At 67.4% G+C, this 23,288-nt stretch carries 14 protein-coding genes; 5 read left to right on the forward strand and 9 right to left on the reverse strand.

The features are described from left to right. Positions 1-37: 37 nt before the first annotated feature. Together AB0E14_RS01285 and AB0E14_RS01290 are read right to left on the reverse strand one after the other, a co-directional pair. Entirely contained in the window at positions 38-340 is a 303-nt protein-coding gene (locus tag AB0E14_RS01285; RefSeq protein ID WP_362410015.1) for a hypothetical protein, read from the reverse strand. A 452-nt stretch (positions 341-792) separates the two neighbouring features. After that, the gene (locus AB0E14_RS01290) at positions 793-1,425 is read right to left on the reverse strand and encodes a DUF2461 family protein (RefSeq protein ID WP_362410017.1); all 633 of its coding nucleotides are present in this window, start codon (positions 1,423-1,425) and stop codon (positions 793-795) included. A 263-nt stretch (positions 1,426-1,688) separates the two neighbouring features. Between AB0E14_RS01290 and AB0E14_RS01295 the strand changes: the two genes are divergently transcribed. The 5 genes from AB0E14_RS01295 to AB0E14_RS01315 all read left to right on the forward strand — a co-directional run bounded on the left by AB0E14_RS01295 (position 1,689) and on the right by AB0E14_RS01315 (position 6,451). After that, positions 1,689-2,186, forward strand: coding sequence for a hypothetical protein (locus tag AB0E14_RS01295; protein WP_362410019.1), 498 nt, complete (start codon positions 1,689-1,691; stop codon positions 2,184-2,186). Between the two features lie 94 nt (positions 2,187-2,280). Next, positions 2,281-2,634, forward strand: a complete 354-nt coding sequence (locus AB0E14_RS01300; RefSeq protein ID WP_362410021.1) for an HNH endonuclease signature motif containing protein — start codon at positions 2,281-2,283, stop codon at positions 2,632-2,634. 571 nt (positions 2,635-3,205) lie between these two features. Next, positions 3,206-3,865 (forward strand): hypothetical protein, encoded by a 660-nt coding sequence (locus tag AB0E14_RS01305; protein ID WP_362410023.1) that lies wholly within the window; start codon positions 3,206-3,208, stop codon positions 3,863-3,865. 280 nt (positions 3,866-4,145) lie between these two features. After that, the gene (locus AB0E14_RS01310; RefSeq protein WP_362410025.1) at positions 4,146-4,397 is read left to right on the forward strand and encodes a hypothetical protein; all 252 of its coding nucleotides are present in this window, start codon (positions 4,146-4,148) and stop codon (positions 4,395-4,397) included. A gap of 260 nt (positions 4,398-4,657) precedes the next feature. Next, entirely contained in the window at positions 4,658-6,451 is a 1,794-nt protein-coding gene (locus AB0E14_RS01315; protein ID WP_362410027.1) for a hypothetical protein, read from the forward strand. A 186-nt stretch (positions 6,452-6,637) separates the two neighbouring features. Here AB0E14_RS01315 and AB0E14_RS01320 read toward each other — a convergent pair whose 3' ends face one another. The 7 genes from AB0E14_RS01320 to AB0E14_RS01350 form a co-directional block, all read right to left on the reverse strand. Beyond that, on the reverse strand, positions 6,638-6,853 hold the full coding sequence (locus tag AB0E14_RS01320; protein ID WP_362410029.1) for a bacteriocin immunity protein: 216 nt from the start codon (positions 6,851-6,853) through the stop codon (positions 6,638-6,640). 34 nt (positions 6,854-6,887) lie between these two features. Continuing rightward, on the reverse strand, positions 6,888-12,725 hold the full coding sequence (locus AB0E14_RS01325) for an RHS repeat-associated core domain-containing protein (protein WP_362410032.1): 5,838 nt from the start codon (positions 12,723-12,725) through the stop codon (positions 6,888-6,890). A gap of 885 nt (positions 12,726-13,610) precedes the next feature. Next, positions 13,611-17,336, reverse strand: a complete 3,726-nt coding sequence (locus AB0E14_RS01330) for a LamG-like jellyroll fold domain-containing protein (RefSeq protein WP_362410034.1) — start codon at positions 17,334-17,336, stop codon at positions 13,611-13,613. A 973-nt stretch (positions 17,337-18,309) separates the two neighbouring features. After that, positions 18,310-19,185, reverse strand: coding sequence for a hypothetical protein (locus tag AB0E14_RS01335; RefSeq protein WP_362410036.1), 876 nt, complete (start codon positions 19,183-19,185; stop codon positions 18,310-18,312). Between the two features lie 109 nt (positions 19,186-19,294). Further along, positions 19,295-19,852: a hypothetical protein gene (locus AB0E14_RS01340; RefSeq protein WP_362410038.1), complete on the reverse strand. Its 558-nt coding sequence runs from the start codon at positions 19,850-19,852 to the stop codon at positions 19,295-19,297. 994 nt (positions 19,853-20,846) lie between these two features. Next, positions 20,847-21,734, reverse strand: coding sequence for an aminoglycoside phosphotransferase family protein (locus tag AB0E14_RS01345; protein ID WP_362410040.1), 888 nt, complete (start codon positions 21,732-21,734; stop codon positions 20,847-20,849). Next, positions 21,731-23,122: a helix-turn-helix transcriptional regulator gene (locus AB0E14_RS01350; RefSeq protein WP_362410042.1), complete on the reverse strand. Its 1,392-nt coding sequence runs from the start codon at positions 23,120-23,122 to the stop codon at positions 21,731-21,733. The genes AB0E14_RS01345 and AB0E14_RS01350 overlap by 4 nt, the downstream gene beginning before the upstream one ends. Positions 23,123-23,288 lie beyond the last annotated feature (166 nt).

Raw genomic sequence — 23,288 nt, forward strand, 5'->3', positions numbered from 1 at the left:
GTCTCAGAGCCATCTCAGTCACGTGTGATCTGGTGGTTCACCCTGTAAGGGTCAAGGCCAAGCCGATGAAGCCGAGGAACAGTCCGCCTGGCAGCGCTATACCTCCCAGAAGCCTGAAGAACCACGGTCCGAACCGCGACGGCTCCGTAAGCCCCAAGTCCATCGTCCGGGAAGCAGTAACAGCCCGCACAGCGTTGCGGCGTGCCGCAGCCTTGTCGGCTGCGCCGCGCAAGTTGAAGAGGAACATGGCTCCCCACCCCAGGCTGGCCATCCCGAACACGAGCAACACGATTCCCACACCCACAGCAGTCCTCCCAACATGCCGCCAAGCCGCGGTCATCCGCCGGACTCTGCCAGCCAGCTGCGGAGATGGCAAGGAATCTTGGGGAGGAGCGCAGAGCTCTCCACTCCAACGGGTACGTGATAGCCGGCCGGGGATGCGGATCGCTCCCCCAGCGGTTCGACATGGGCCCTGCGGTGAGGGCTGTCACCGAGCGGCACCGCGCGATGCTTCCCCTTTGAGGCCGAGCGCTGGTCGCGCCGGCGCACGCCCCTTCCTCCAGCGGTTCGTCATCCTGCGTCCGGGCATCGTGACCAAAGACGGTCCGGGCCGCCACGCTTGTCCCTCGTGAGGGTGGTGGCAGTGAGTCCGGGGCTGTTACCAGTACGCCGCCGCCAGGCGGCCACCGGAAAGGCATACATCAAGCCCGCGAAGACCCTGCATCGTTCGAACAGCCACGTCGCCTGGGCCCCGTGGACGGGACCCCGGTGCGAGGTAGCCGACCCGTGATATCAGGCGGCACGCTTCACGTGGCGGACCAGCCACATCAGCAGGGCGTCCAGGTCGGCGGCGGCCTCGAGGACCCGGTCGACCGCCTCGGGGGTATGCAGCCACTGCTCGCAGCCGAGGGGACGGGCGGCGATAAGCGAACGGTGGCGGAGCAGGCTCGTACGAGAGTGGTCCGTCGGAAAGCCGCGCGGGGGACGTTTCATCACGTTCCCGGAGATGTGGTAGCCCCTCTTCCGCACGTCCTCGACGATGGCGGACAGTTCACGGCCGCTCGCCTCGGAGGCCACGGCTTTGCGGAACATGTCCACCTGGCCGGGATCGGGGTACCACCAAGCTCCCTGGACCCGCAGGCCGTCCAGGGAGAACTGGAGACCGATCTCGATCTTGCGGCCGAGCCGGATCACCGCGGCCTGGTGCTGCCACCACCAGGAGTCGGTGCGGTAGTGCCAGACGGAGAAGTCTTCGTACCGGGGCTCGGTGTCCGCGACCTCGTTGAGCAGAGCGATCATCGGCTGCCGGACCAGGCGTTCGCGGTCCACGCGGTAGCGCTCGCGGGTCGCGTGGGTAGGTTCGCCCTGGAGCTGCCACAACACGTCCATGGCCTGCTCCGGCCAGCCGGTGAACTGTCCGCGCATGCACGCAGGTTAGCTCACCCGCGATCCGCGCGCGCCGAGAGCATTCACATCGTGCTCTGACGCGTCCGGACGAACGTGCCGCTAGCCATCGATTATCCATTCGCCGCAGAACACGTCCGCCCGTCACGGCCAGCGTGCGAATTGCCTCCGACCGCTCCCGTGGACGGCACGACAGTAACGGACAGCGGCCGAATGCTGCCCTTTCACCCGACTCTTCCGGGCAGCGGCCTCCCCTGCTGTCTGGATCACCGAACGGAGCAGCCATGCATGCCGATATCGCCGCCGCGATCGACTCCTGGGAGGAGCAGTGGAACGACGCCCTGGAGGCCGCCGTTGCCGCGCTGAAGACCGCCTTCCCGCCGCTGACCGACTACCCGCGGCCCGTCAGCCACCCGATCCTGCGCCTTGAGTACGAGGAGGACGGCCTCGGTGGCTGCGTGTGCGTGGACGAGGGGCGGGCGACCATCACGCTCGACCACATCCCGAACGGGGTGATCGCTCGAGCGGTCGACGAGGTGGAGTTCCCCTACCTCGACTACGCCGACGGCCCGCTCGCCGAGGCGCCGCCGGGCACGTACTCGTACGACTGCGAGGCGTCCTCGTCCCTCTTCGAGTTCACCCTCGGCGACCTCGGCCACGGGAAGGTGGACGTCTGGGGCGCGACGATCCCGGATGCCGTCGCGATCCTGGACGCGGTCAACCGGGCCCTGGAGGAGCACGGCGGTACGCCCGCCGAGTCCGACGAGGAGCCCGAGACGTAAGGCACGGCCGCGTTCCACTCTCCTGCCGCTCGCCCCGCCGGCTTCGCTCGGGCCGCACCCGCGGCCTGGCGGCGGGGCAGGACGGAGACCGATCGTGGCTCGACGGCGGACCGGACCGACGGACGAGGTCAGGGACCTCGTCTATCAGCGCGACGGCGGGCGGTGCGTACGGTGCGATCGGGCGTACGGGCTGACGATCCACCACCGGGTGAACCGCGGCATGGGCGGCGCCCGGGAGAACTGGGTGAACGAGCCGCAGAACCTTCTCCTGGTGTGCACCCTGTGTAACGGGTGGTTCGAGGACCATCCGCAGCAGGCGTACGACGCGGGTTGGAAGGTGCGCCGGCCGCAGCGTCCTCAGGACGTTGAGGTTCTGTACGGCGGCGGGGGCGTCTACCGGCTGGCGGCGGGCGGCGCGCGGTCCCTGGTGCGGGTGGCGGGCCGATGACGGGTGCTTCGTGGTTGCTCCCGCCGATGTGGCGTCGGTGGGGCCGCTGGGCCGTGAGCCGGTCGGGCGGAGAGGGCTCGGGGACGCTGTTCTCGGTCGGGTGCGTGCGTCGGTTCGGCGCGGCCTCGTACGAGCCGTGCGGGTTGACGGTGAGCGTGGGGCGGCGGTCCTGGTCCGTGTTCGCCGTCTGCTCTCGGGCGGCGTTCCGGGCGGGCACGCCGTGGCGGCCGGAGAGCGAGGAGTTCAAGCCGCTGCGTCGTTCCGGACGTTGGGTGTGGTGGCGGTGATCCGGCTGCTTGGTCTGGGGCGGCTCGGGGGACCGGGTGGGCTGAGGGTGGGCAGGTTCGCGTTCGCCGAGGAGCCGGGACACCCGAGAGGAAATACGCTAGGGGACGTCACCGTCCGAATGCTGCTGGTCAGAGGCATCGGGTTTGCAGTGCTCAAGACCAGCAAGCCAGGGCCGTCGTGACATCCCGACGACGCGGGCTGTACTATTTCCGTGTTCACTCGGCATGGGGTTGCCCCAGCCGTCGCCGGCACCGGCCCGGTGCCACGCACGACGGAGGCCAAGATGACCGACCACTCGCTCGGAACCACCGACGACTCGAACACCCACGTCGAGGCAAAGAGGTCCCGGAAGGGTGTCCACCACCTGCTGCGCATCCCCGAGCACGCCAAGCTCCGCGCCGACGCTGAGCTGGCTGTCAAGGCAGAGCTTGGGGAGCTGGCGCGCACCGACGACCGCTTCAAGAGGGCCATCGAGATCGTGCAGCAGGCCGACCTGGAGATCACCGCGCACTCCGAGGAGCGCAACCAGGCTGCGCTGTCGCTGTTCTTCTACGACGGCGTCCGCGGGCTGGGCAACGTCCTCGGTATGCTCCCCAACGCGTTCCGGCAGATGCGCACCCTTGCCCTGTACGGCGAGCGGAAGGCCCCGCTGACCGCCGCCAACGACGAGCGGATGTCCGCGGAGGAGCGTCGCGCGGCGGCGAAGAAGGCCGGCCTGCCGTACGTTGAGGGCGCCGCCGATCAGCTGCCTGACCTGTCCGAGACGGTGTCCGTGGCGACCGCCCGCAGGAAGGCCGCCTTGCCGTTCCTCCGGAAGGCGGCGCTCGCGCTCACGGAGGAGCCGTACTCCTGGACCACGGGCCAGATCGCCGAACTCGGCGACGTCACGCCGAAGTACGTCCGCGACTTGAAGAACGCGGCGTCCAAGGCCCGTACCCGCTGACCGCGCGCTTCCCTGCCCGGCCCCAAAGCACCACCGGGGCCGGGTTTTCAGTCTCCGGTGACCGGGGCCTGATTCTCCGGCGCCGGTGAAACCGGACTCCGGCGGACCGGCTTCCGGTAGGTCAGGCGCCTTTAGTACCAACATCAAGTACCACCATTAAGTAGTTACGGTGCCTTCGCTTCGCTCAGACACCGTCGGCATCCGGGGGGACGGGGGAAGTCCCGTCGAGGCGCCCGGGCGGCGGCTGTCACAGATTCGAGCGGACGACGTTCCACGAGGCATGACGACTTCCATGCCGCCGCTGACCCTAGCCCGCCACTACTACGAGGCCCGCCGGGAGGTCCTGGGCGCCGCCGGGCTCCGGACGAAGCCGTGGTTCCGGCTCACCGACGACGAGCGGGCCGTCGCCGTGGCGGAGGCGTCTCTGATCACCGAGGCGCTGCACCGCGCCGAGAAGGAGAGGCAGCTGCTCCAGGGCCTCGCCGGGACGCTGTCGGCGCCGCGCCGGGTACGCCTACTGCCCCTGGTGTAGCTCAGGCCGTGGTCGGCCGCCCGCCTGCGGCAGGGTGTAACAGGATTCGCCGCGCGACGTACTAAGGGGTGCCGAGGCCCTGCGCCCCAGCCCATTCCCCCCCGGAGGGGCGCGGGGCCTCGCGCGTGAAGACTTCCGGTGTCGCGTACAGGGCGCGGTTCTTAGTCACCGCCGGAAGCGCGTGGTCTGGCCGGGTGTCTGGGCATGGGCCCCCGGCCAGACCGCGACGTAAGAACCTGCCGAACGGCACCTTCCCGATCATGCCCCGCACGCAGCCTGAACAGCCGAGAGCCACCCCCGTGGCCCCTCCGGCGTCCACGCTGCGATCCGCCCGCCCCGGTGTAGTCTCCCGCGACGCGGCGAACATCGCCGACATCCTCCTGCGCCTGCCGCCGACCGAGCGCCGCAACACCTTCAAGCACCACCTGACCGCCCGGGAGCGGGCGGTGGTGATGACGGAGGTCGAGCGGGCCACCGGCTCGCTGTACGGCCTGTGGCGGGACTCGCCCAGTGGGTTCGTCGAGGACGTGCTCGGCGAGAGCCTGTGGTCGAAGCAGCGGGCCGTGCTCGACGCGATCGTCGACCACAAGCGCGTCGCTGTCCCCGCGGGCTTCGGCGTCGGCAAGACGCACCTCGCCGCTCGGGCGGCCGTCTGGTTCACCAACGTCTATCCCGTCGGGACCGCGCTGTGCATCACGACCGCGACCCGGTTCCGGCAGGTGCAGCGGCAGCTCTGGCCACACATCCGCAAGGTCGTCCCGCGCGCCGGCCTACCCGGCTACTGCGACACCGTCCAGTACAAGATGCCCGACCCATACGGGAACGACGTGGTCGCCGCGTACGGGTTCTCGGCCCCGGCCAACGATGAGGCCGCGATGCAGGGCATCCATATGCCGCACCTGCTGCTCATCGTCGACGAGGCGGGCGGCATCGCCCCGATGATCGGGCACGGCACCAACAACTTGTTGACCGGTGGCCACGCCGCCATGTTGGCCATCGGCAACCCCGCGATGGACGACCCGTCCAGCTGGTTCGAGGAGCTGTGCGTCGAGGGCGACGACCCGGCCGAGCCGACCACCGTGACGATCCCCATCTCCTCCCTCGACTCCCCAGCGATCACCGGGGAGCGCGCCCCGTACTGCACGGACTGCCCGGCCGGAGTGGAGCGACACTCGCTCGCCGACCACATGCCTGACCAGGACTGGGTCGCCCGCACGATCCGCTCGTACGGCCAAGACCACCCCTATGTCATCGCGAAGGTGTACGCCCGCTTCCCGAAGGGCGGTGGAGGCGTCGTCATCCCGCCCAGCTGGGTCGAGTCCGCGATGGCATTCGAGGACCCTGCCGGCAACGGCTGGCGCCGGATCTGCGACCTCGACCTGGAGGGCGAGACCGCCACTCACACCGTCCGCGACGGGGCATGGGTCCGCCTCGGGGTGGACGTGGCCGCCGACGGTGGCGATGAATTCACGGTCTACCGCGCGGTCGGAGACGCGCTCGAATTCCGGCACGCCTCCGCCGGCGCGGCGAACGACAATCAGGTCTCCGTCGCCGAGAAGGTGTTGGAGGAGATACGGGCGGCGCAGCGGCTCGCCGACGCTCTCGGCTCACCGCACCCGGTCCGGGTCAAGGTCGACCAGAACGGCATCGGTCACGGTGTCGTCAGCATGCTCGAACGCTGGGCGGAGACCGGGCAGCACACGGCGCAGATCGTCGGCGTCATGGTGTCGGAATCCCCCAGCCAGGACGACCCCGGAGCGGTCATGCGGCCGTGGAGGAAGCGCGACGAGATGTGGCTTGCCACCAGATCCCTCCTCCAGCCCGATCCGTCCTCGGGCCGGGGGCGGCTGCGGCTCCACGTCGACAAGAAGGCCGCCGCGCAGCTGTCGACGCCGAAGCTGCTGTCGACGACGAGCGGCTACACCCAGATCGAAAGCAAGCGGGCCATGAAGGGGCGCGGCATGAAGTCGCCGGACCGCGCCGAGGCCGTCCTCCTCGCCTTGTACGAGCCCGAGCCCCTACACAAGCCCCGGCGCCGCGGACTGTTGAACTAGCTGTCCAGTAGAACGCAGCAGCACGGAATATTCGGCCGTTGATCCGCGACACAAAGCAGGAAATGGAACAGCAGGGCCCCCGCCGACTCGGCGGGGGCCCTGCCTGGCGATATTGAGAGCCTTGCCCGTTGGCCGCCCTCAATTAACGACCGAATGATCCACTTCGGCTCAGGTCAGCATCTCGTCTCACAACTCAATGGGCCTGTACGAAAGTGCGGCGTCAACTACCTGCTCAGCCGTCGGCTCACCATTTTCGGGGTAGAAGATGAGATCCGTCACTCTGGGATGCCTCACGTTTTGCTTGAGTTTCTCGATCCGGGCATCAGCTTCGTCCTCACTCCCCTCATCTTCCATAATCTCCTCGACGAGGCGAATCAGTTCGTCACGCGTAAGGTCCGGCATAGCCACCCCTCCCGTACGGATAGGCATCGATCGCCTACCTGGAATGGTACGTGGGATCGAGCACCTCGGCATGATACCTGGGAGTTACGACCATGAGGTTGTCCAGGTCGTAGACTCCACCGCCGTGCTGGATCGGCTTCACATGGTGAAGGACGTATCGATTATTGGCCCCCACGTTTTGAAGGTTGGCCACCAGCGGCGCCCTTCCACGACTCATGATGGTCTGATTCGCTTTCGAGAACTGTGACGCGAGGGAGGGCGTTGCCGAGACCTGCAGCCAGAACGCCTCACGGAAGGCATCGAAATTCTTGAATTCTCTGCCCTGAAGCGCCGCCGCGACCTGGCCGGGTATTTTTCCAGCGTTTCCGTGGCTGCCTCCCAGCCATTGACCGTTGACCGCAGCAAGTTTCGACCCTCCGGTTACTGCACCCGGGGAATTACGGAGCTGCGTCGCGGTCTTTGTTGGGGCAATTTCATTGTTTCGCCTGTGCGCGAAGATGGCGGCGAGGGCCCCCGGAACAAGGTAGGGGTCTCCCGCGGTGTCGTACCCCTGCCGTGCAACCCATTGGTCGTACTGGTAGCCGTAGTCGCAGCCCGATCCGGGAACACCTCGACCACCATTCCAGCAGTCGCCGTCGGCCACCCAACCAAAAAGCTCCGACGAATACGCGATGTTGCTCAACAGTCCAAGGACTACCGGCGAGACGGGGTCGTCTTCTGGGGCCAGCGTGGCATTGGCTGCATCCCCGCATCGGGTTAGGAGTCCGGTGCCGACACACTTGAGGCCTGACGTGCCGGTAGAGGCCGCGTCGCTGTCACCGCCACCGCCACCGCCACCGCCACCGCCACCGCCACCGCCACCGCCCTGGTACTCGGGGCACTGGGGGTTGCTCAAACTCGGGCAGGACCCGCCTCCGCCTCCACCGCCTCCGCCGCCAGCGCAGTCGACCGTGTATGCGCCGCATGTTTCGCGCATACCGGTGGGATCGGAGGACGTGGTCGGGTGCTGGTTTGCGTAGCTGTACCCGTTGAGGGATTGATGCTGATCGGTCGACAGGAGCGGGTCGACGCTGATGAACTGGCCGATCACGGGGTCGTACTGTCGGGCTCCGATGTGTGTGAGGCCCGTGGTTCTGTCGGCAGTTTTGTTGAGGAAGCCCTTGTCAGTCGGCCAGGTACCGATGCCGCCGGTTCGCTCACCGCCGAAGGGTGTCAAGTAGCGCTTGCTTACCCTCTGATTGACATCGGAGGTGACCGCAAGGCTCCGCGTACCGTGGGGGTCGCCGGCAAGAAACTGGAGTTCGTTTGTGCCCGACTGATTGGTGCGCACCCCCACGGCGACTCCCCCCGCCTGATAGGTACGTTGGGCCCACTTCGTCCCGTCGGCTCGAAGGTGAAGCTCGGTGGCTCCTGCATACAGGATCCGCTCCCCGTCTTGGGTGTTGCGGATCAGCAGTGTGCCGTCTGCGTCGTAGAGGTACTCCGTAGACTTGCCGTTTTCCGTGAGCTTGGCAAGACCACCCTCATCTGACCAAGTCAGGTCCTGCTGGCCTGTCGAGCCTGGCCGACTGGTGGTGTTGCCGGACGTGTCGTAGTCGTAGACCTTGTCCTTGGCCGGGTCGACCGTGCCGCACTCGGTGCGGGCGGTGGTGAACCGGAGGGCGTGCGGCTGGTCGGTTGCGTCGTAGCAGTACGTCGTCTGGGCATTGCCTGCGAGAGCGTGCTGCGTTTCGGTCTTCCGCTGGCCGGCTTGGTTGTACGTGTAGGAGGTCCAGTACGGTGCCGGGCCGGACAGTTGATTCACGTCGCGCGGGTCGGCGCAGTTCTTGGACGTGGGGGTCCAGGCTTCGATGAGGCGGCGGTGGCCGTCGTAGGTGAAGCACTGGGTCTCGGCCTGGCTGGTGCCGCCGAGGGTGGTGGGGTCGGCGATCGAGGTGACGTTGCCGGCCTGGTCAAAGGTGTAGGTGAGGTCCTGGAGCATGTACGGGTGGGTCTGGTCCGTGACATTGCTGTTGGTCAGTCGGCCGGTGCCGGCTTCGTAGGTGTTGGTGACGTAGACGTTTCGGCTACCGGTGCCGCCCATGCCCAGGGTGAGCTGCTGGACCTGGCCGAGGGCCGAGTAGTCGATGTTCTGGAGGTAGTCGGTTGTGCCCTTGGCCGAGGTGAGCTGGCCGAGGTCGCCGTAGCCGTACTTGACAATCTCGGACGGCAGCCCCCCAAGCGCGGGCTCAGACGTGGTGTCGGGAGTGCCGTCGATCCGGTAGGAGCTCGTGTGTGAGAGCTTCCCTCCGGGGACAGCTGCGGTGATCGGGTCCGTGGCCGGGAGGGTTAGTTCAGTCGTCGTGGGACGGTTCAGTACGTCGTAGGCGGTGACGGACTTGGTGTAGGCCGATCCGGACTCGCCTCCTACGTAGCGGGTGTACGACGTCGGGAAGCCCTTAAGGAGACTGTCGTACGTACGCTTGGTGAGCAGGTTCGCGGCTGTCGCACTCCCAGCCCACGTCGCGGTCGGCCGGTCGATGGTGTCGTAGGCGGTGATGATGGTCTTGCCGCCGGACGTCGTCTTCACGGCCCTGCCGAGAAGGTCATACTCAGTTGCCGTTGCTCCGTTGTCTGGGTCAGTCTCATGCTTCGGTCGCCCAAACAGGTCGTAGGCGTAGGTCCAGGCGGCTCCGTCGGGACCGGTGATCTTCGTCTGCTTGCCGTCGAGGGTGTACGCGAACTTTGTCGACGTGTATGACGCGCCAAGTGTTCCGCCGTACTGGGTGTCCGCCGGGCTGGTGCCCGCGTACTCGCGGGTCTCCGTGGTCCGGCCAAGAGCATCGGTGATGGTGCGGGTTGCGGATCCGCCGTCGAGGGCCGTGGTGGCCACCGAGTCACCGGTGTAGCTGGTGGTGGTCGTCCACTTGGGCACGCCGAGGACGAGCAGGCTGCTGGTGACGGCACGCTCCGCGCCGTCGAAAGTGGTGAGTGTCTGCTTCGGAGCCTCTCCGTACTCGGCTCGGGTGTACGTGCCGTTCGGGGTGGTGGTGTTGTCGAAGATGTCCGCGAAGGTCTCGTAGGCGAGGCCGCGTGTGTCGTAGCGCGTGTCCGTCAGCAGCCGCCCGCCCTGCGGGGTTGGCGTCTGCGTCTGGAGCGGTCGCAGCAGAGCGTCGTAGATGGCGTAGCTGGTCTTGTACGTCTCGCCGTCGGCCTTCAGGGAGGACGTGGAGACCCAGGACTGCTGGGTGTTGCTGAGGCTGTACGCGTACTTGCTGTTGGGGCTCTGGGAGCCGCGGATTCGGTTGGGCAGCCAGACGTCGGTCAGTCGGCCGGCCGCGTCGTAGGCGAGTTCCGTCTTCCGCGAGTTCGCGTCGTAGATGCGAAGGGGCTGTCCGCGACGCGGGTCGATGAAGGTGACGGTCTGGTGGGCCGCGGCGTTGGCGTTGATCGTCCGGGTGAGCGGTCCGGAGTCGGCGGGTGTGTAGGTCGTGGTGGTCGACTTTTGGTCGGCGTTGGTGACCTTGGTGGGCCGGCCGAGGGTGTCGTAGGCCGTGGTGGTGCCTGTGTCCCAGGTGACCGCCCCTCCCGCCCCGTAGGCCGTGGCGCGGCTGAACCAGGTGGAAAGTCCCTTGGTCGGCTTCATCGCGGTGGTCCAGGCGAGGCCGTCGTAGGCGGTGGCTGTGTCCGAGAGGACGTTCCCGCGGGTTCCGTCGGCCGCTTCCAGCTTCAGGTCGGTCTCGGCGAACGAGCAGCCCAGGGCCACGGTGCGCACCCGCGAGACGAGGTTGCTGAGACCTGCGGTGTCGTTGTCGGCGTACCAGGTCTGGGTGCAGGTCTCGTCGCCAGTCTCGTCGAGGTCTCCGGTGTTGAGAACCTTGACTGCCCGGCCGTAGTTGTCGTAGTCCAGCGTTTCGACTGCGCTGGAGCGCCAGGCGCCTGCGGCCGTGAGGTGGGTGTAGTTGGTGGTTTTCTTCGTTTTCACGAAGCGGGCGACGTGGTCGCCTGCTTCGGGCACGCCTGTCTGACGCGCGGTCTCCTGGGTCCAGGGTTCATGGACCGTGGCCGAGATCGGGGTCGCGCCGTCGTAGGTGACCTGCTCCCGCAGCGCCCCCGTGTACATGCCGGAGTCCTGTATGGCGGGGACGCCGATGGAAGGCTGGGCAAGCGGGGCGAGGGAGACGGACTTGGTGGTGCCGTCCTTGTTCTTGTCGCCGTGCATGCCCTGCATATAGAGGGAGACCGTCTTGGAGCGTGCTGGGACGTTGCGCGATCCCTTGTAGACGGTGACCTCGCGGTAGCCGCGCCAGTCGGACCAGGTCCGCTCGGTCTTCGGCGTGAATGGGTCGTCGTCGTAGTGCCAGGCTGCGCCGCTGTAAGCGTATTCGTTCTCGACGGCGTCGTTCTGGCCGGCCGGGTCGGAGACGACCACGCTGAGGACGCGGTACTTGTGGAACCAGTCGACGGACGCGTCCTGGGCGCCGTTGATGTTCCAGAACCGGGGGTAGCAGTTGCGGGTGTTGGTGTCCTGCGGCGCGGTGAGGACCTGGCTTCGGACGCACTCGGGCGCGGACATGTTGACCGAGGTGATCGCGCCGGTCTCCGTGGTGACGGAGGAGACGCGGGGCCTGGTCATGGGAAGGATGTCGTCCGTGGCGTCCACGCGGTTCGGGCGCATGTGGTAGGTGAACGAGATCGGATTCGTCGGGATGGCCGCGCCGGCCTTCGGCGTCCGCTTAAGAGACTTGAGGGTGAGCACCTGGTCGGAGGTGTCGCCGATGTCGCCGCCGTCGAGGAATTCCTGGGTGAACGCCCATGTGTCCACCGGGTCGTACCCGCTGGTCGTGGCGTTCCAGGAGAACGTGTTGACGTCGGTGAGGCGCTTGCGGGTGAAGAAGGACGGTGACTGGGTGAGGCACTCGGTCGAGTCCTTGGCGCAGATCGCGTCGAAGGGCACGTCGGGCCAGTTGTCCGCCGTCTCCTTCGTCAGCGAGGTGCAGTCCGCGGCAGTGCAGCGCTCGGCGTAGCCGAAGGTGACTTTCGCGTCGGCGTTGTCGGTGAAGAGTGCGTCCTTGCGGAGGCCGTACTTGATTTCCGTCAGGTGGCCGCTGCGGACGTACTCGGTGTCGGCCTTGGCGGCCTTGTTCTTCTTGTAGTAGTTGGTGTCCTTGGCGTACCAGTACGTGGCCGCGTTGCCCTGGGTGTCCTCGACGTAGTCGAGGTTCCATCGCCAGGCCTGGGTCACCGCGCGGTTGGCGAAGGTGCTGCCCGCGTCGTAGCCGGGCTCGCCGCTGTCGTCGCCGAAGACGGGCACGGTCCAGGTGGAGTTGGTGCGCTGGGTGGTGGCCCCGTCGAGCTTGTCCTGGCCGAAGACGTACTTCGTGCCGTCGCCGGTGACAACCGTCCAGTACTCGCCGTCGTTGTCGTTGTTCGTGGCGCCAGTGTGACGGGTCACCTTCGAGGCGTCGTCGCTCTCCAGCTTCCAGACACCCGCCGTCGAGGTCTTGACCAGGCGGGAGGACTTGCCGTTGAGCACGAGACGGGCGTTGTCGTATGTCCAGCAGCGGTCGGCGACATCCGTCTGGCCGTCGTCGTCACAACTGCCGTATGTCCGCTCGATGTACGACTCGGTGAGGGAGAAACCCTCACCGACCGAGGTGGGCTGGTTGTTCGTGGTGGCCGTACGCCCGTCGACGCTGCCCGAGTCGTACGACAACGTCAGTGAAGGCGACGGCCCGGCCGCCGCGGGCGGCGTCGAGAGACCGTATGTCCAGGTGAACGCGCCCGAACTACCTCCTCCCGCCCAGGAGGACGACGAGGCCAGCGGCGTCGCGCTGTAGTCGCCCGCGCCCTTCGGCGACTGGCCTCCGCCACCTGCGGTGAGGGCGAGCACCGTGGCTCCGGGAGAGGAAGCTGCGCCGAGTTGCGGCACCGGACCACCGGGCGCCGCCGCAAGGGTGACCTCGGCCGAGACGGTCTGCTCACCGGCGTCGTTGCGCGAGTCGAGCGCAGTCTGCGTGCGGCACTCCTGCTTGGCCGGTGTCGTCAGGGCGCATGCGGGAAGCTGGACGAGCTGGAGGCGGCCTGACCAGCCGCCTCCGATCGCGGAGGCGAAACTCCCGTAGTCGACACCGATCCGGGCCTTGCCCGCCGTGTCGGCCTCCGCTGTCAGCACGACGCCGGTGATGCCGAGCCTGTCGGCCGCAGCCTGGTCAAGGACCGTGACGGTCGCCTCGGTGCCCGCGTCGGCTCCGGTCTTGCCGCGCGTGGGGGCCAGGGTTACCGGAAGGCCGCCCGGGGCCGCGTCGGCCTCGCCGACAGTGAGCTTCAGGTCGGCGGCGCCGGCCTTCGGCCAGCCGCCTCCCCGCTGCTGCTCGGAACGGGCGCGCAGGGCTTGGGCGATGTTGTCACGCAGGTCCTTGGCGACCTGCTCGCGAGCCTTCTTCGCCCCGTGCCCGCTGACGGTCCTGACCTTGCTGACCCGCTGCTCGGGCAGATCGGGACGACCAAGTCCGCCCGGCTTTCCGTCCGCTGCCGCGACCGGTGTGAGACCGATCGGAACGGACAGTGCCAGGGCGAGCGGCAGGACTACGAGCGCGCGGCGGCGCTTGCGGCCTGCTCTGCCCCTTCGTGTGTGTGAACTACCTATGCCGAATGCCACAGATACCCTTTCCCACCTTTGACTGACTGTGAGGCGGGCGCCGTGCGCCCAGGACATGGGTCGGGCCGGGCACGCACGCGCTCGCGTTGCCGCCCGGCCCGACGAAAGCGGGTCCGGTCAGGAGCCGATCTGAGCCTCGATCTGGCTCTCGTTGTTCATGGCACCAACCCAGATCCGGACGTCGGTGACCTTGGCCGGCAAGAAGTGCTTCCACGCACCGCCAGTCATGCCCTTGCCGACAGCGATCCCTCCGGTGCCGGCCTCGGCGGTGTACGCCTTCCAGTCGCCGTTCTGCAAGCTGCCGACACGGAGGGAGATCTCACCGCTCTGAGCATCGAAGATGCCCGTAAGGCGCACGGTGGCGCCCATGACGGCCTCGGAGTCCGACTGCACCGCATCGAACGACCCGTCGGCCTTGAGCCGGCCGAAGAACCAGAAGCCGACAGGGTAGGTCACCTCCGCCTCCGTCTCCTCGTTCCATTCCGACCTGGTGCCGGTCTTCTGGAACCACAGACCCCAAGCGGAACCGTCCGCCGTGCGCTGGCCGACCACCTGGCCGACGTAGCCGTTGGCCTGCGTGAGCACCTTGCTGCTGTCCAGGGCGACCTGCGTCGATACCGTGAACGAACCCGTGTCGTCGATGACCGGGGTCGCAACTGTCATCGCGTCGTCCACTCCGTCGAGCACGATCTCCTCGCCGGCGTGCGCCGGGCCACCCTCCAGCTGCATCACACGGCCGTACTCCGAGACGGAGTCGCCGACGATGGTTCCGTTGGAGTTGGCCGCCGTCCAGCTGCCGACGAGTTCGACGCCGTTCATGCCACCGAGCATCGTCAGCCGGGCCTCTTCCGCGATCTCGGAGTCGATGAGGGCCCGCTGCCAGGCCGCTGTCTCGTCGATCGAGCCCTTCCAGTAGTCGTAGTACCCGCTGTGCCACCAGACGCGGCCAATCTGGAGCTTCCCCGTGGACGTCCATGACTGGGCGACGGTGTCGGTGCCCTGGAGTTCACCGTTGACGTAGAGCTTGATCACCTTGGCGTCGTTGTCGTAGACGGCAGCCAGATGTGTCCACACACCGATCACCGCGGGGCGCTTGGATTGGACGATCTGATTGCTGATGTCACCGTCGGCCGCGTCCTTCGGCGAGGTGCGCAGCTCCCACTTCTTGGACTCCGACCGGTAGCCGAGGTAGAAGGCGCTGTAGTAGGCGGGGGTCATGGCGCCGTCCTGGCTCAGAGCCGTGCTCGTACGGCTGCCGTCCTCCAAGCGCACCCACGTAGAGACGGTGTAGGACGATCCCGTGCCCACAACGGGTCCGGTGGTGGCCGCGTAGCCGCTGGTGCCGCCGTAAGCCAGCCCCTTGTCCGTGACGGGGGCCTCCAGCTCCGCTCCTTGCTCGTCATGCGTGATCAGGCCGCGGCGACCTCGGCTGTCCCGGTCGACAAGGCCGGCCAGGGTCGCGTTGGACGCACCCCCAGTTGGGGCCTTGTCCAATGCCACACCATCGGGCTCATCGAAGTTCCAGCGACCAACGGCCTCCGCGCCACTCGCGACCTTGAACTGGACCGCCTTGGTGGCACCCGCGCGTCCCAAGGTGTCCTTCGCCCGGACCTCCAGTACATACGTTCCAGCAGCCGGAGGCTTGACGGTCACCTTCAGAACACCCTCGCCCAGCGTGGTCCAGGTGGTGGAGGTGGGCGCCAGGCGATACTCGTACTGCTTGTTGGTGTCTCCAGGCGCGGGACCGAAGGTGAAACCACCGGCCACACCGGGAGCACCAGCCTCCGGACAGGGGGCAGGATCGGGCAGGCACTCGACGTAGGGACCGTCGAAGGCCACCGTTGGGGCCTTCGGCGCCGTCGGGTCGACCTTGAAGTAGCAGTGAGGACTGTAGCCCGAGGAATTCGCATGGGCGCCATTGTCGTAGTACACCTGCGTCAACGACATGTACCGGTGCAGTGGCCCCTCGGGTAGGACAGTTCCCCAGGAGTGGGTGGCCTTCTGGTTGTCGGCGTTGAATCCGCTGGTGGGGATGGCGATGCCGTTGCCCGACCATGTGCCGTTGGCGGCCTGCGTCTCAATACGGAACCAGGCTCTCAGCTTCGCGCCCACTTCGCCGCCGGCCGCGGTCTGGGGCGTCGAATTCAGCGTGGGAGTCGAGTCGGAGACGATTGTCGGGTCCGCAGCGTTCGTGCTGCAGACCACGCCGGATCCACTCACGATCCCGACACCGGTGGGCTTGGCCGGGACGGCGACATAGTCGACCCTCAGCACGGCGTCGTTCTTGAACCGCTTCCAAGCCGAGGTGTCACCCTCGTCGTTGGCACGCAGGCTCAGCGTCAGGCGGGAGAACTTGCCGGCCGCGAAATCAACCACGGTCGGCGTGAGGTTCTCGTTGGGCTCCTCCGGGTTGTCGTTGAACTCGATGGGCGCATCAGGGGAGTCAGGATCACAGAGCGAACCACGACCCGCCGAGACCCACCTGTCGACCATCCAGTCCAGTTCCTTGGGCGCCCAGGTCGTGCTGGAAGAAATGTTCTCCGTACGGACCAGGTCGACCAGTCGGTCCTCGCACTGGAACGCCCACGGCTCGGTCACGGCGAAGGTTGCGTCGAGGACGCGCTTTCCCTTGAGGTGGTCGGGAGCGAACTCGAAGTACAGGCGCTGCCGATAGCCGGGACCGCAGTAGTAGCCATTCCAAGACCCGCATTTGCCGACACCCATGCCGCGGTCATCCGAGCCGTTGCCCCAGCCGTACGACTCGTAGCCGTCATCCCGCAGCAGCGTCCGCTCGGACGAGCCCCAAGTCACCACCGGGTCGATGAAGATGGGGAACGCGGACGCGTCGGTCGTGCTGAGCATGGCAGCGTCCGGCACAACGGACAGGGTGCCATCGCCCACCTTCACCTCCATGCGCTTGACCTCATCGCCCTGACCAGGCGCCAGACCCTCGCCGGAAGGCGCCGTCTCGGACGGATCAGCCGGCGTAGGGTCGGTCGAGACGTCCATGGCGGAGTTCCGCGTCGTGGAGGTCGCGGAGGATTTCAGCTCACTCGGCGTCGCAGGCGCGTCCGGCTTGGCCGAGGTCTCGGCAGCCGAGCCCGCAGAGTTCCACATGCGCGCCGGGGGTGCGCGGAAGATCGTCTTACCGGTCTCGTCCACTGCACTGAGGTTGCCCGCAGCACCCGCACGGATGTCAAGACCCTTGGCCTTGAGGCCGAAAGTGACTTCCTGCAACTTCGGATCGGCAGCAGCCTGCGGAGTCTTGACCACCAGGACGTGCTGAAAGCTCTCGACGGTGGCGGTGACCTTGAGGTCGACGTCCGGAAGCACGTCACGGTAGACCGCGCTGCTTCCGTCGAAGACCGGCGCCGGCAAGATACCCGGCCATCCGAGTTCCAGAGAGCGGCCCTGCTTCTCGATGGAGACGAGCGGCTGAGAAGATCCGCCGCCCGAGAACGTCATGACCGCCGAGGCCCCCTTAGGGCCGATCGTGCCGTCCGCCCGGCGGACAAGGGTCGCGTCCGGCGCCTGCCAGCCCCCTCCAGGCTTGGCAACGCGCACCGGAACGGTGGACTGCTCCAACGTGAAGGTCTGGCCATCAGGATTGGCGAACACAGTGATCTGCTCCGACCGTTCACCCTCGACCTCTACGCGCTGCCCGGAGTCAGCGGCCTCTTCGAGCGCGCGGTGCGCTTCGTCCAGCGCGGGCGAGTCTGCGGCCGGGATGGCCGCATGGACCGATGGGAGTGGAGCAACGAAACCCACCGCCGTAGTTACGCAAAGCGCGACCACGACTTTTCGGGCGCGCGAAGGCACCCACTGTCTCTTCACAATCCCCACCCCTGCATTGCACACAGATCACAGTAGGTGGATCACCCAACGGCATACCTCAACACCACGTCAAGAAGATTCGCAGCCTCGGCAGGACGCGACACCGGCACGCAACTGCGCACATACAGCCCCACTTCCCAGCAGACCCTTAGCGGCACCCCCGAGGGAAGACGGTCACAACCAGTAGCAATCGGCGCAGGACGCCAGGGGCGGCATCCCAGCGACTTCGCTCAACTGGTAGTCAATAGTCGGGAGTCAGATCTCCGCGCCCCGCGAGAACATCAACATTCGGAATCAAGGGTTCCGGAAGTGCTGCGCAGCGCGACATCCCGAAGGCGCCACAGAAGGTGATGGACGTCACGTCCATGCACTTGATCAGGGACGATCGCGTGGAAGCCCACTGCGGTCCATGACTCGGGGCGACAGTCCAACGACACCTCACCAGGCGCCCGCCGACCCTGACAATGAGGCATTCCGGTCCTGCTGCCGCCAGGGTCTCGACAGCGTGCGCGCTCACGCTTGCATGCCGATCCGGCCGACCGGCACGGTAAGCCGCATGATGAAGGCGGGCTGGCGGTGGCAGGCTGATCCGGCGAGCGTCCGGGCAGCCCCCAAGCGGGGACGCGGCAGAGACCGCAGGCGGGACGCTTCGCGGACCACCACCGCCAGGTTGCCCTGGAGCCGGATGTAGACGTGTTCGTGGTCGATAGGGGGTGGCAGCGGTCTTCATCGGTCCCCCTGTGCCAAAGGCACGATGATGTGCGGCGGGCGCCCTCCGGCGGCATACGTGGTAGTCAACGCGTGGGAAGCCTGCGCGAAGCGGCGTCGGATGCGTGAGCAGGCGGTGTTTCTCGGCGACCTGGGGCACGTGCAGGTCCAGGAGGAATGAGGCAACCTGCTCGCCGCCTCGCGCCTATGCAGAGGAGGCGGCAAGGATCACGGTCGGGGTGCTCATGGGGGGGCACCTCCTGTGCGGTTCGGGCTATTTCGGGGTGGGGACCGGGGTGCCTGGGCGAAGGACCAGGCGGGAGAGGTTCCGGTCGCCGCGTTGGGCGTTCCACGTGATGACGAGGTATGCGAGGTGCCGGGCCCAGGCGATCTGCCCCTCCTTGGCTCGCTCGGAGGTGACGCGGGCGCGGAGGGCGAGTATCGGATGGCCGCTGGGGAGTTCGGCGCCATCGCCGAGGCGCTGGAAGAACCAGGTGGCGGCGGCCGGATCGATCGCGTTGAACAGGTGGTGCGCCGTACCGAGCGCCGACGGCGGGATGTGCGGGAAGGCGGTGTAGGTCCGCAGCGCGATCTCGGCGGAGCGCCGGATCTCGGGGTGGTCGGCGAGGAGCGCCGTGGACTCGGCGGTCGTGGGTCGGCTGCGGCGGTTGAACCTTCGGTCGCCCTGCTTCCAGCCCCAGACGCGGCCGAGGACGGCGGCGACGGTGGTGGAGTTGTCCTCGTCGGCCAGGGACAGGGCGTCGGCCACGGTTCGGCGCCGGCCGGAGTCCATGGTGGCCTGCGTCTCGGTGGGAAGTCCGCAGGTCATGAAGGTGGTGACCGGCTGGTGGGCCTTCACGATCGCGTGGAGGCGGTGCTGGCCGTCGAGAACGTTGCCGCGCACGTCGAGTTTGATCGCTTCGCCGTTGAGCAGCCAGGTGCCGGTCGCGATGTCGCGGGCATAGTCCTCGACGGCGGTCGGCCGCAGGGGCCGGTTGTGCTTGTTGCGGCGCAGGAGCCGGGCGGCGAGCTGGGGGTGAAGCTCGATCACGTGGGCGCTGGGACCGGTGGTGTTCGCCATCAGGGCGTCCAGCTCCGAGAGCGTCATCGGGGTGAGGTACGCGGGCCTGGCGACAGCAAGAGCCGACATAAGAGGGGCATCTCCTTGTGCGGGATCACAGGGCGGGCCTCCGGGTTGGAGTCCCGCCGTCTAGTACGCCGTCTGCCGGATTCTGTTACACCGGTTGGAAACGTGCAGGTCAGGGCTCTATCGGTTCAAGTTCGACGATGACCAGGGACATGCGGGCCCCGCCGCTCGGGACGGGAGGACCGATCTCTGGGTAGGGCCCGGCGAGGTGGGTGGAGTTGTCGTCCGGGAGGAGCCCGGCGTCCACCAGGCCATCGACGTACGCCTTTGCGCTCACGGACCAGTTCCCCGGGTCGCGCTTCCTCTTGATCGGCCGTGGGTGGAGGACGTAGAAGATGGCGGCCCGCTCCAGCTTCGGCAGGCCGCGGGCCCGCGCGGTCTCTGCCGCCTCCTGCCGCAGGCGCCGCTGCACCCGGTACGCCGCCATGTGGTGGAGCCGCTGGTTGCTGGTCAGCAGGTCCCCGTACGGCATCAGGAGGGTCCACGACCGGCCGGCACCAGGCGTCCGGGCGACGGCCTCGCGGAGATCCGGCTGCTCGGGCACCGAGCCCGGCCCGAGCGCTGCCCGCTTCCTGACCGGGCGGCGCGGAGCCGCCGCCTTCCGGGCCAGCCGCGCCCGGAGGCCGGTGAACTCCTCCGGTCTCGCCTTGCCCGGCATACTGCCCTCCACGATCGCTCCGTCTCCCGGTGAGGGGAACGGCAGAGGAGCTGCGGCTGTGACAGGCCGAGCGTTCGGAGGTTCGATCTCGGGCGGAAATCCACTGGTCAGCAGGCCAAGCGGGCCGTAGGGTTCTTCCGAACGCCCCGGGGACCGCCTCTCAATGCGATGCACCCCGGGGCACGGCTATGTCCTGCCCCCTCACGAAGTCCGCCGTCGCCTGGAACGCTCAATCGGTCCCGCGAGGTCGGCGTCACCATGGTCGAGGTCTTCGACGGCCGGGACTGCGGCTGGACCTCCCACCAGGACCCCGACAAGACCACCCGCACGGTGCGCACCGTGGAGGAAGCCGCCGGGTGGCCCATCAGCCACCCCCGGTGTCGTCGTGCCTTCGGGCCTCGACCAGATGCCACGCTCGGAAGAGCACCGGGTGTGCTCGACGCCCAACATCAATGAATCTGCCGAAGTACACTGCTCCTGCGCGGCCTTGCCGAATCTTGCCCATCCGCGCCGCTGCCCTCGTTGGGCTCGCGACTGTCGAGATCTGCGCAGGAGAGCAGCAGGGGCAAGAGCGCGGGAGGTCGGCTCTACGAGCCGCGCCTCGGGGTGCAAGCTCTGCGAACGCAGGGCCGATTGGCGCTAGTTACCGCCGGCACCCGACAGTTCACCTCGCAGGCACATCAGGGAAATGCCGCCAGTGCGGCAGGTTGATCGCTTTCATGGGCGGTCTGGCTCCTGATGTCGTAGTGCGACGGGCCAGACTGTCTTCCTTGATGCTGGGAAGGACATGCTGTGGTGAGCCCGAGGGAACTGAAGATTCTCTACCTTCTGCTGGCCGTGTCGATCTCTTTCTGTGTCGCTCTCACCGCTGCGTACGTGAAGCAGAGCGAGGGCGCATCCACAGCCGAGCGTCTTCGGGGCGCCGGATTCGGCTTCGCCGGGTCCATGGCGGTGTGCCTGCCGGTTCTCATGTTTCTGCTGTCGTAGCTAGCCAATCGGCCCTTCATCAGAGAATTCCCTTCCATGACCACGGCCGCGGGCCGGATCGACCGCGCAGACAGTCGATCCGGTGCTGCGCCTGACCCCTCCACTCCACGTGGCTGGCCGCGTGCTGGGCCGCGTATGTCACCATCCGCAGTTCTCGTGCGCGCGCTAGGACGGAGTACCCCTCCCACTCCGTCACGTCGTACCCATAGACCGCACAGAATCGGTCGTACTCGCGCCTGCTGACCGCGCCCGTGGTCATCGCTCGCACCGCAGTGGACACCAGGTCCCACTCCGGAGGCCCCATGGAGAAACGCTCCAGGTCCATCATCAGGACCCCGTCGACCGTGCGGACGATGTTGCCGGGCCAGGCGTCGCCGTGCACAGCCCGATCGGGCAGACCCGACGGCCGCTCGGCCCACGCCGCTGCGAGGTCGCGGTGCAGGCCATGCAGCCACTTTTTGTCGTCGCTGCTGATCGTGGTGGCCGCTTGCAGCCGTTCGCTGACCCGGACGAAGGGATCGAGGTACCCCAGGTCGATGTCCGGTGCAGGCAAAGAGTGGAGCTGCGACAGGAGGCGAGCGACGTCTTCGACAGATCCGTGCTCATGCGGCGGGAGCTCCACCCAGAAGGTCACGGGCCTACCGCCTGCGATGACCGGCTGCTCCACATCGAAGAGGCGAACAGCGGCGACGGCCTCCTCGGCGAGCCAACGCGCGACGCGTACCTCACGAGCCGTCGCAGCGCCTTGGCCCGCGCGCGCGATACGTACGATCACTCGCTGACCAGGGAGCCGCCATATCTGGTTCTCGGCCAGACGAAGCGGCTCCGCCTCGCCAGTGTCCAGCCCGGCCGCAGCACATGCCTGTTCCAAGACCTGGCGCGCGGGTGCCGCTGCCGAAGTAGTCATGCGGAAACCGTAGCGGCGATGCGCTCCCGCAGCCCCGTTGCCTCTGGAACCGTCCGATGCTTCGAAGCGAAGTGGCCGAGCTGCCGCAGATCATCGGCGGCCCGCCGGGAAGTGAGTCGGCCGACCTCGTCTAGGGCGTGATGACCGAGTGCCGCCGCCTGGCGCGGGTCGCCCTTGGCCATGATCAGAGAGGCCAGCTTGGTCCGTGAGATCGCCCGCGACCGCTTGTAGGCGTCCGCGTGCCCCTTCACTGCCGTGTCGAAGCGGCGCGCCGCCCGGCCGGGGTCCTGCCCGGCGAGGACGGCGAGATCGAACAGGGCGTGAGCTGTGTCCCCGTTGTGCTGCGCCTCGTCGTAGTAGGCCATCCACGGCGCGTCTTCGGCAGGACACGCACGGGCGAACGCCTCATCCGCAGCGCCGACAGCCGCCATCGTGTCGCGCACGTTGCCCATCTTCCCGAAGGCTCGGGCCCGTGCGGTGTGGAGCATCGCCTGCTCCGTCGCAGTCAGGCGGTCGGAGCGGACGAGCCCCTTCTCGGCGTAGGTCAGGCCGTCATCGGGTGCTCCGATCCAGACGGCCTGCCGTGCAAGGAACGAGTACGTCTTGGCCCGCAGATGCCAGTGCCCGGCCTCCTCAGCGCAGTCTGCTGCGAACCGGAACGTCCGGGTGGCTTCATCGTGGTGATAGGCGTCGAAGGCGGAGGCGCCCACCACGATCCCGAGTCGGGATACGGCGGCGAACAACTCGGTGCGTAGGTGCTCGGGGCACTGGGCTTGCAGCAGGCCGGCTGACCACTGCATTGCACGACTGGCCACGTCACGGACCATGCCGCCGCCGCCCAGCTCGTTGTCCATGCCGCTGATGGCGGTGGCAGCGGCCAAGACCTGATCGATGTGACTCGGCTTGACGGTTGCTGGAAGGGACAGCTCGGAGGAGGCGAAGACGTTGGTCAGGTCGAGGGGGGCTATGGCGGCGAGGCCGCTGAGGTGGAGGAACGAGCGTCGAATCACGGGCTCATGGCTCCCAGGGCGCAGAGTGGGTTCGTCTCTGCCCAGGATGCGGCCTGCAGACGCCTGGGCGGGGCTCTCCTTCCCGCGCGTGGGAGGCTTATCGGCATCAGGCCGCTTTTTCTCGGCATCACGGTTGCCGAAGACCATCGGCCACGCGCGATCGAACAGCCCTCCGGTGCGCAGGATGTCGTCGAGCCGTTGAGCGACATCACGGCGGCAGCTGGGGTACTTGCCCTTCTCGATCGACAAGATCATGTCGTCGCTGACCTGTACTAACCGGCCCAACTCCTTGGCGGAGAGGCCCTGCTCAAGGCGGAGTCTGCGCAGCTCGTTTCCGAACCATTCCTGGGGGGACGCCCCCGGGTCGAGCTGCTTCATGGGCTGCGGCATGGTCTGTCCCCGAAGTCGTTGATGCCGAACTCTTCGGCTCTCGGCATCAGGCTCTGCACGCGCTCGGCGCGCTCTGCCTAAATGGTTGCTGATCGGCTCCAGCCCAGTACACACCGCAACCCACCCCCGCTGAAGGGGTTCTGGCAGAACGGAG

It is taken from the genome of Streptomyces sp. NPDC047981 (assembly GCF_040653315.1).
Taxonomy (GTDB): Bacteria; Actinomycetota; Actinomycetes; order Streptomycetales; family Streptomycetaceae; genus Streptomyces.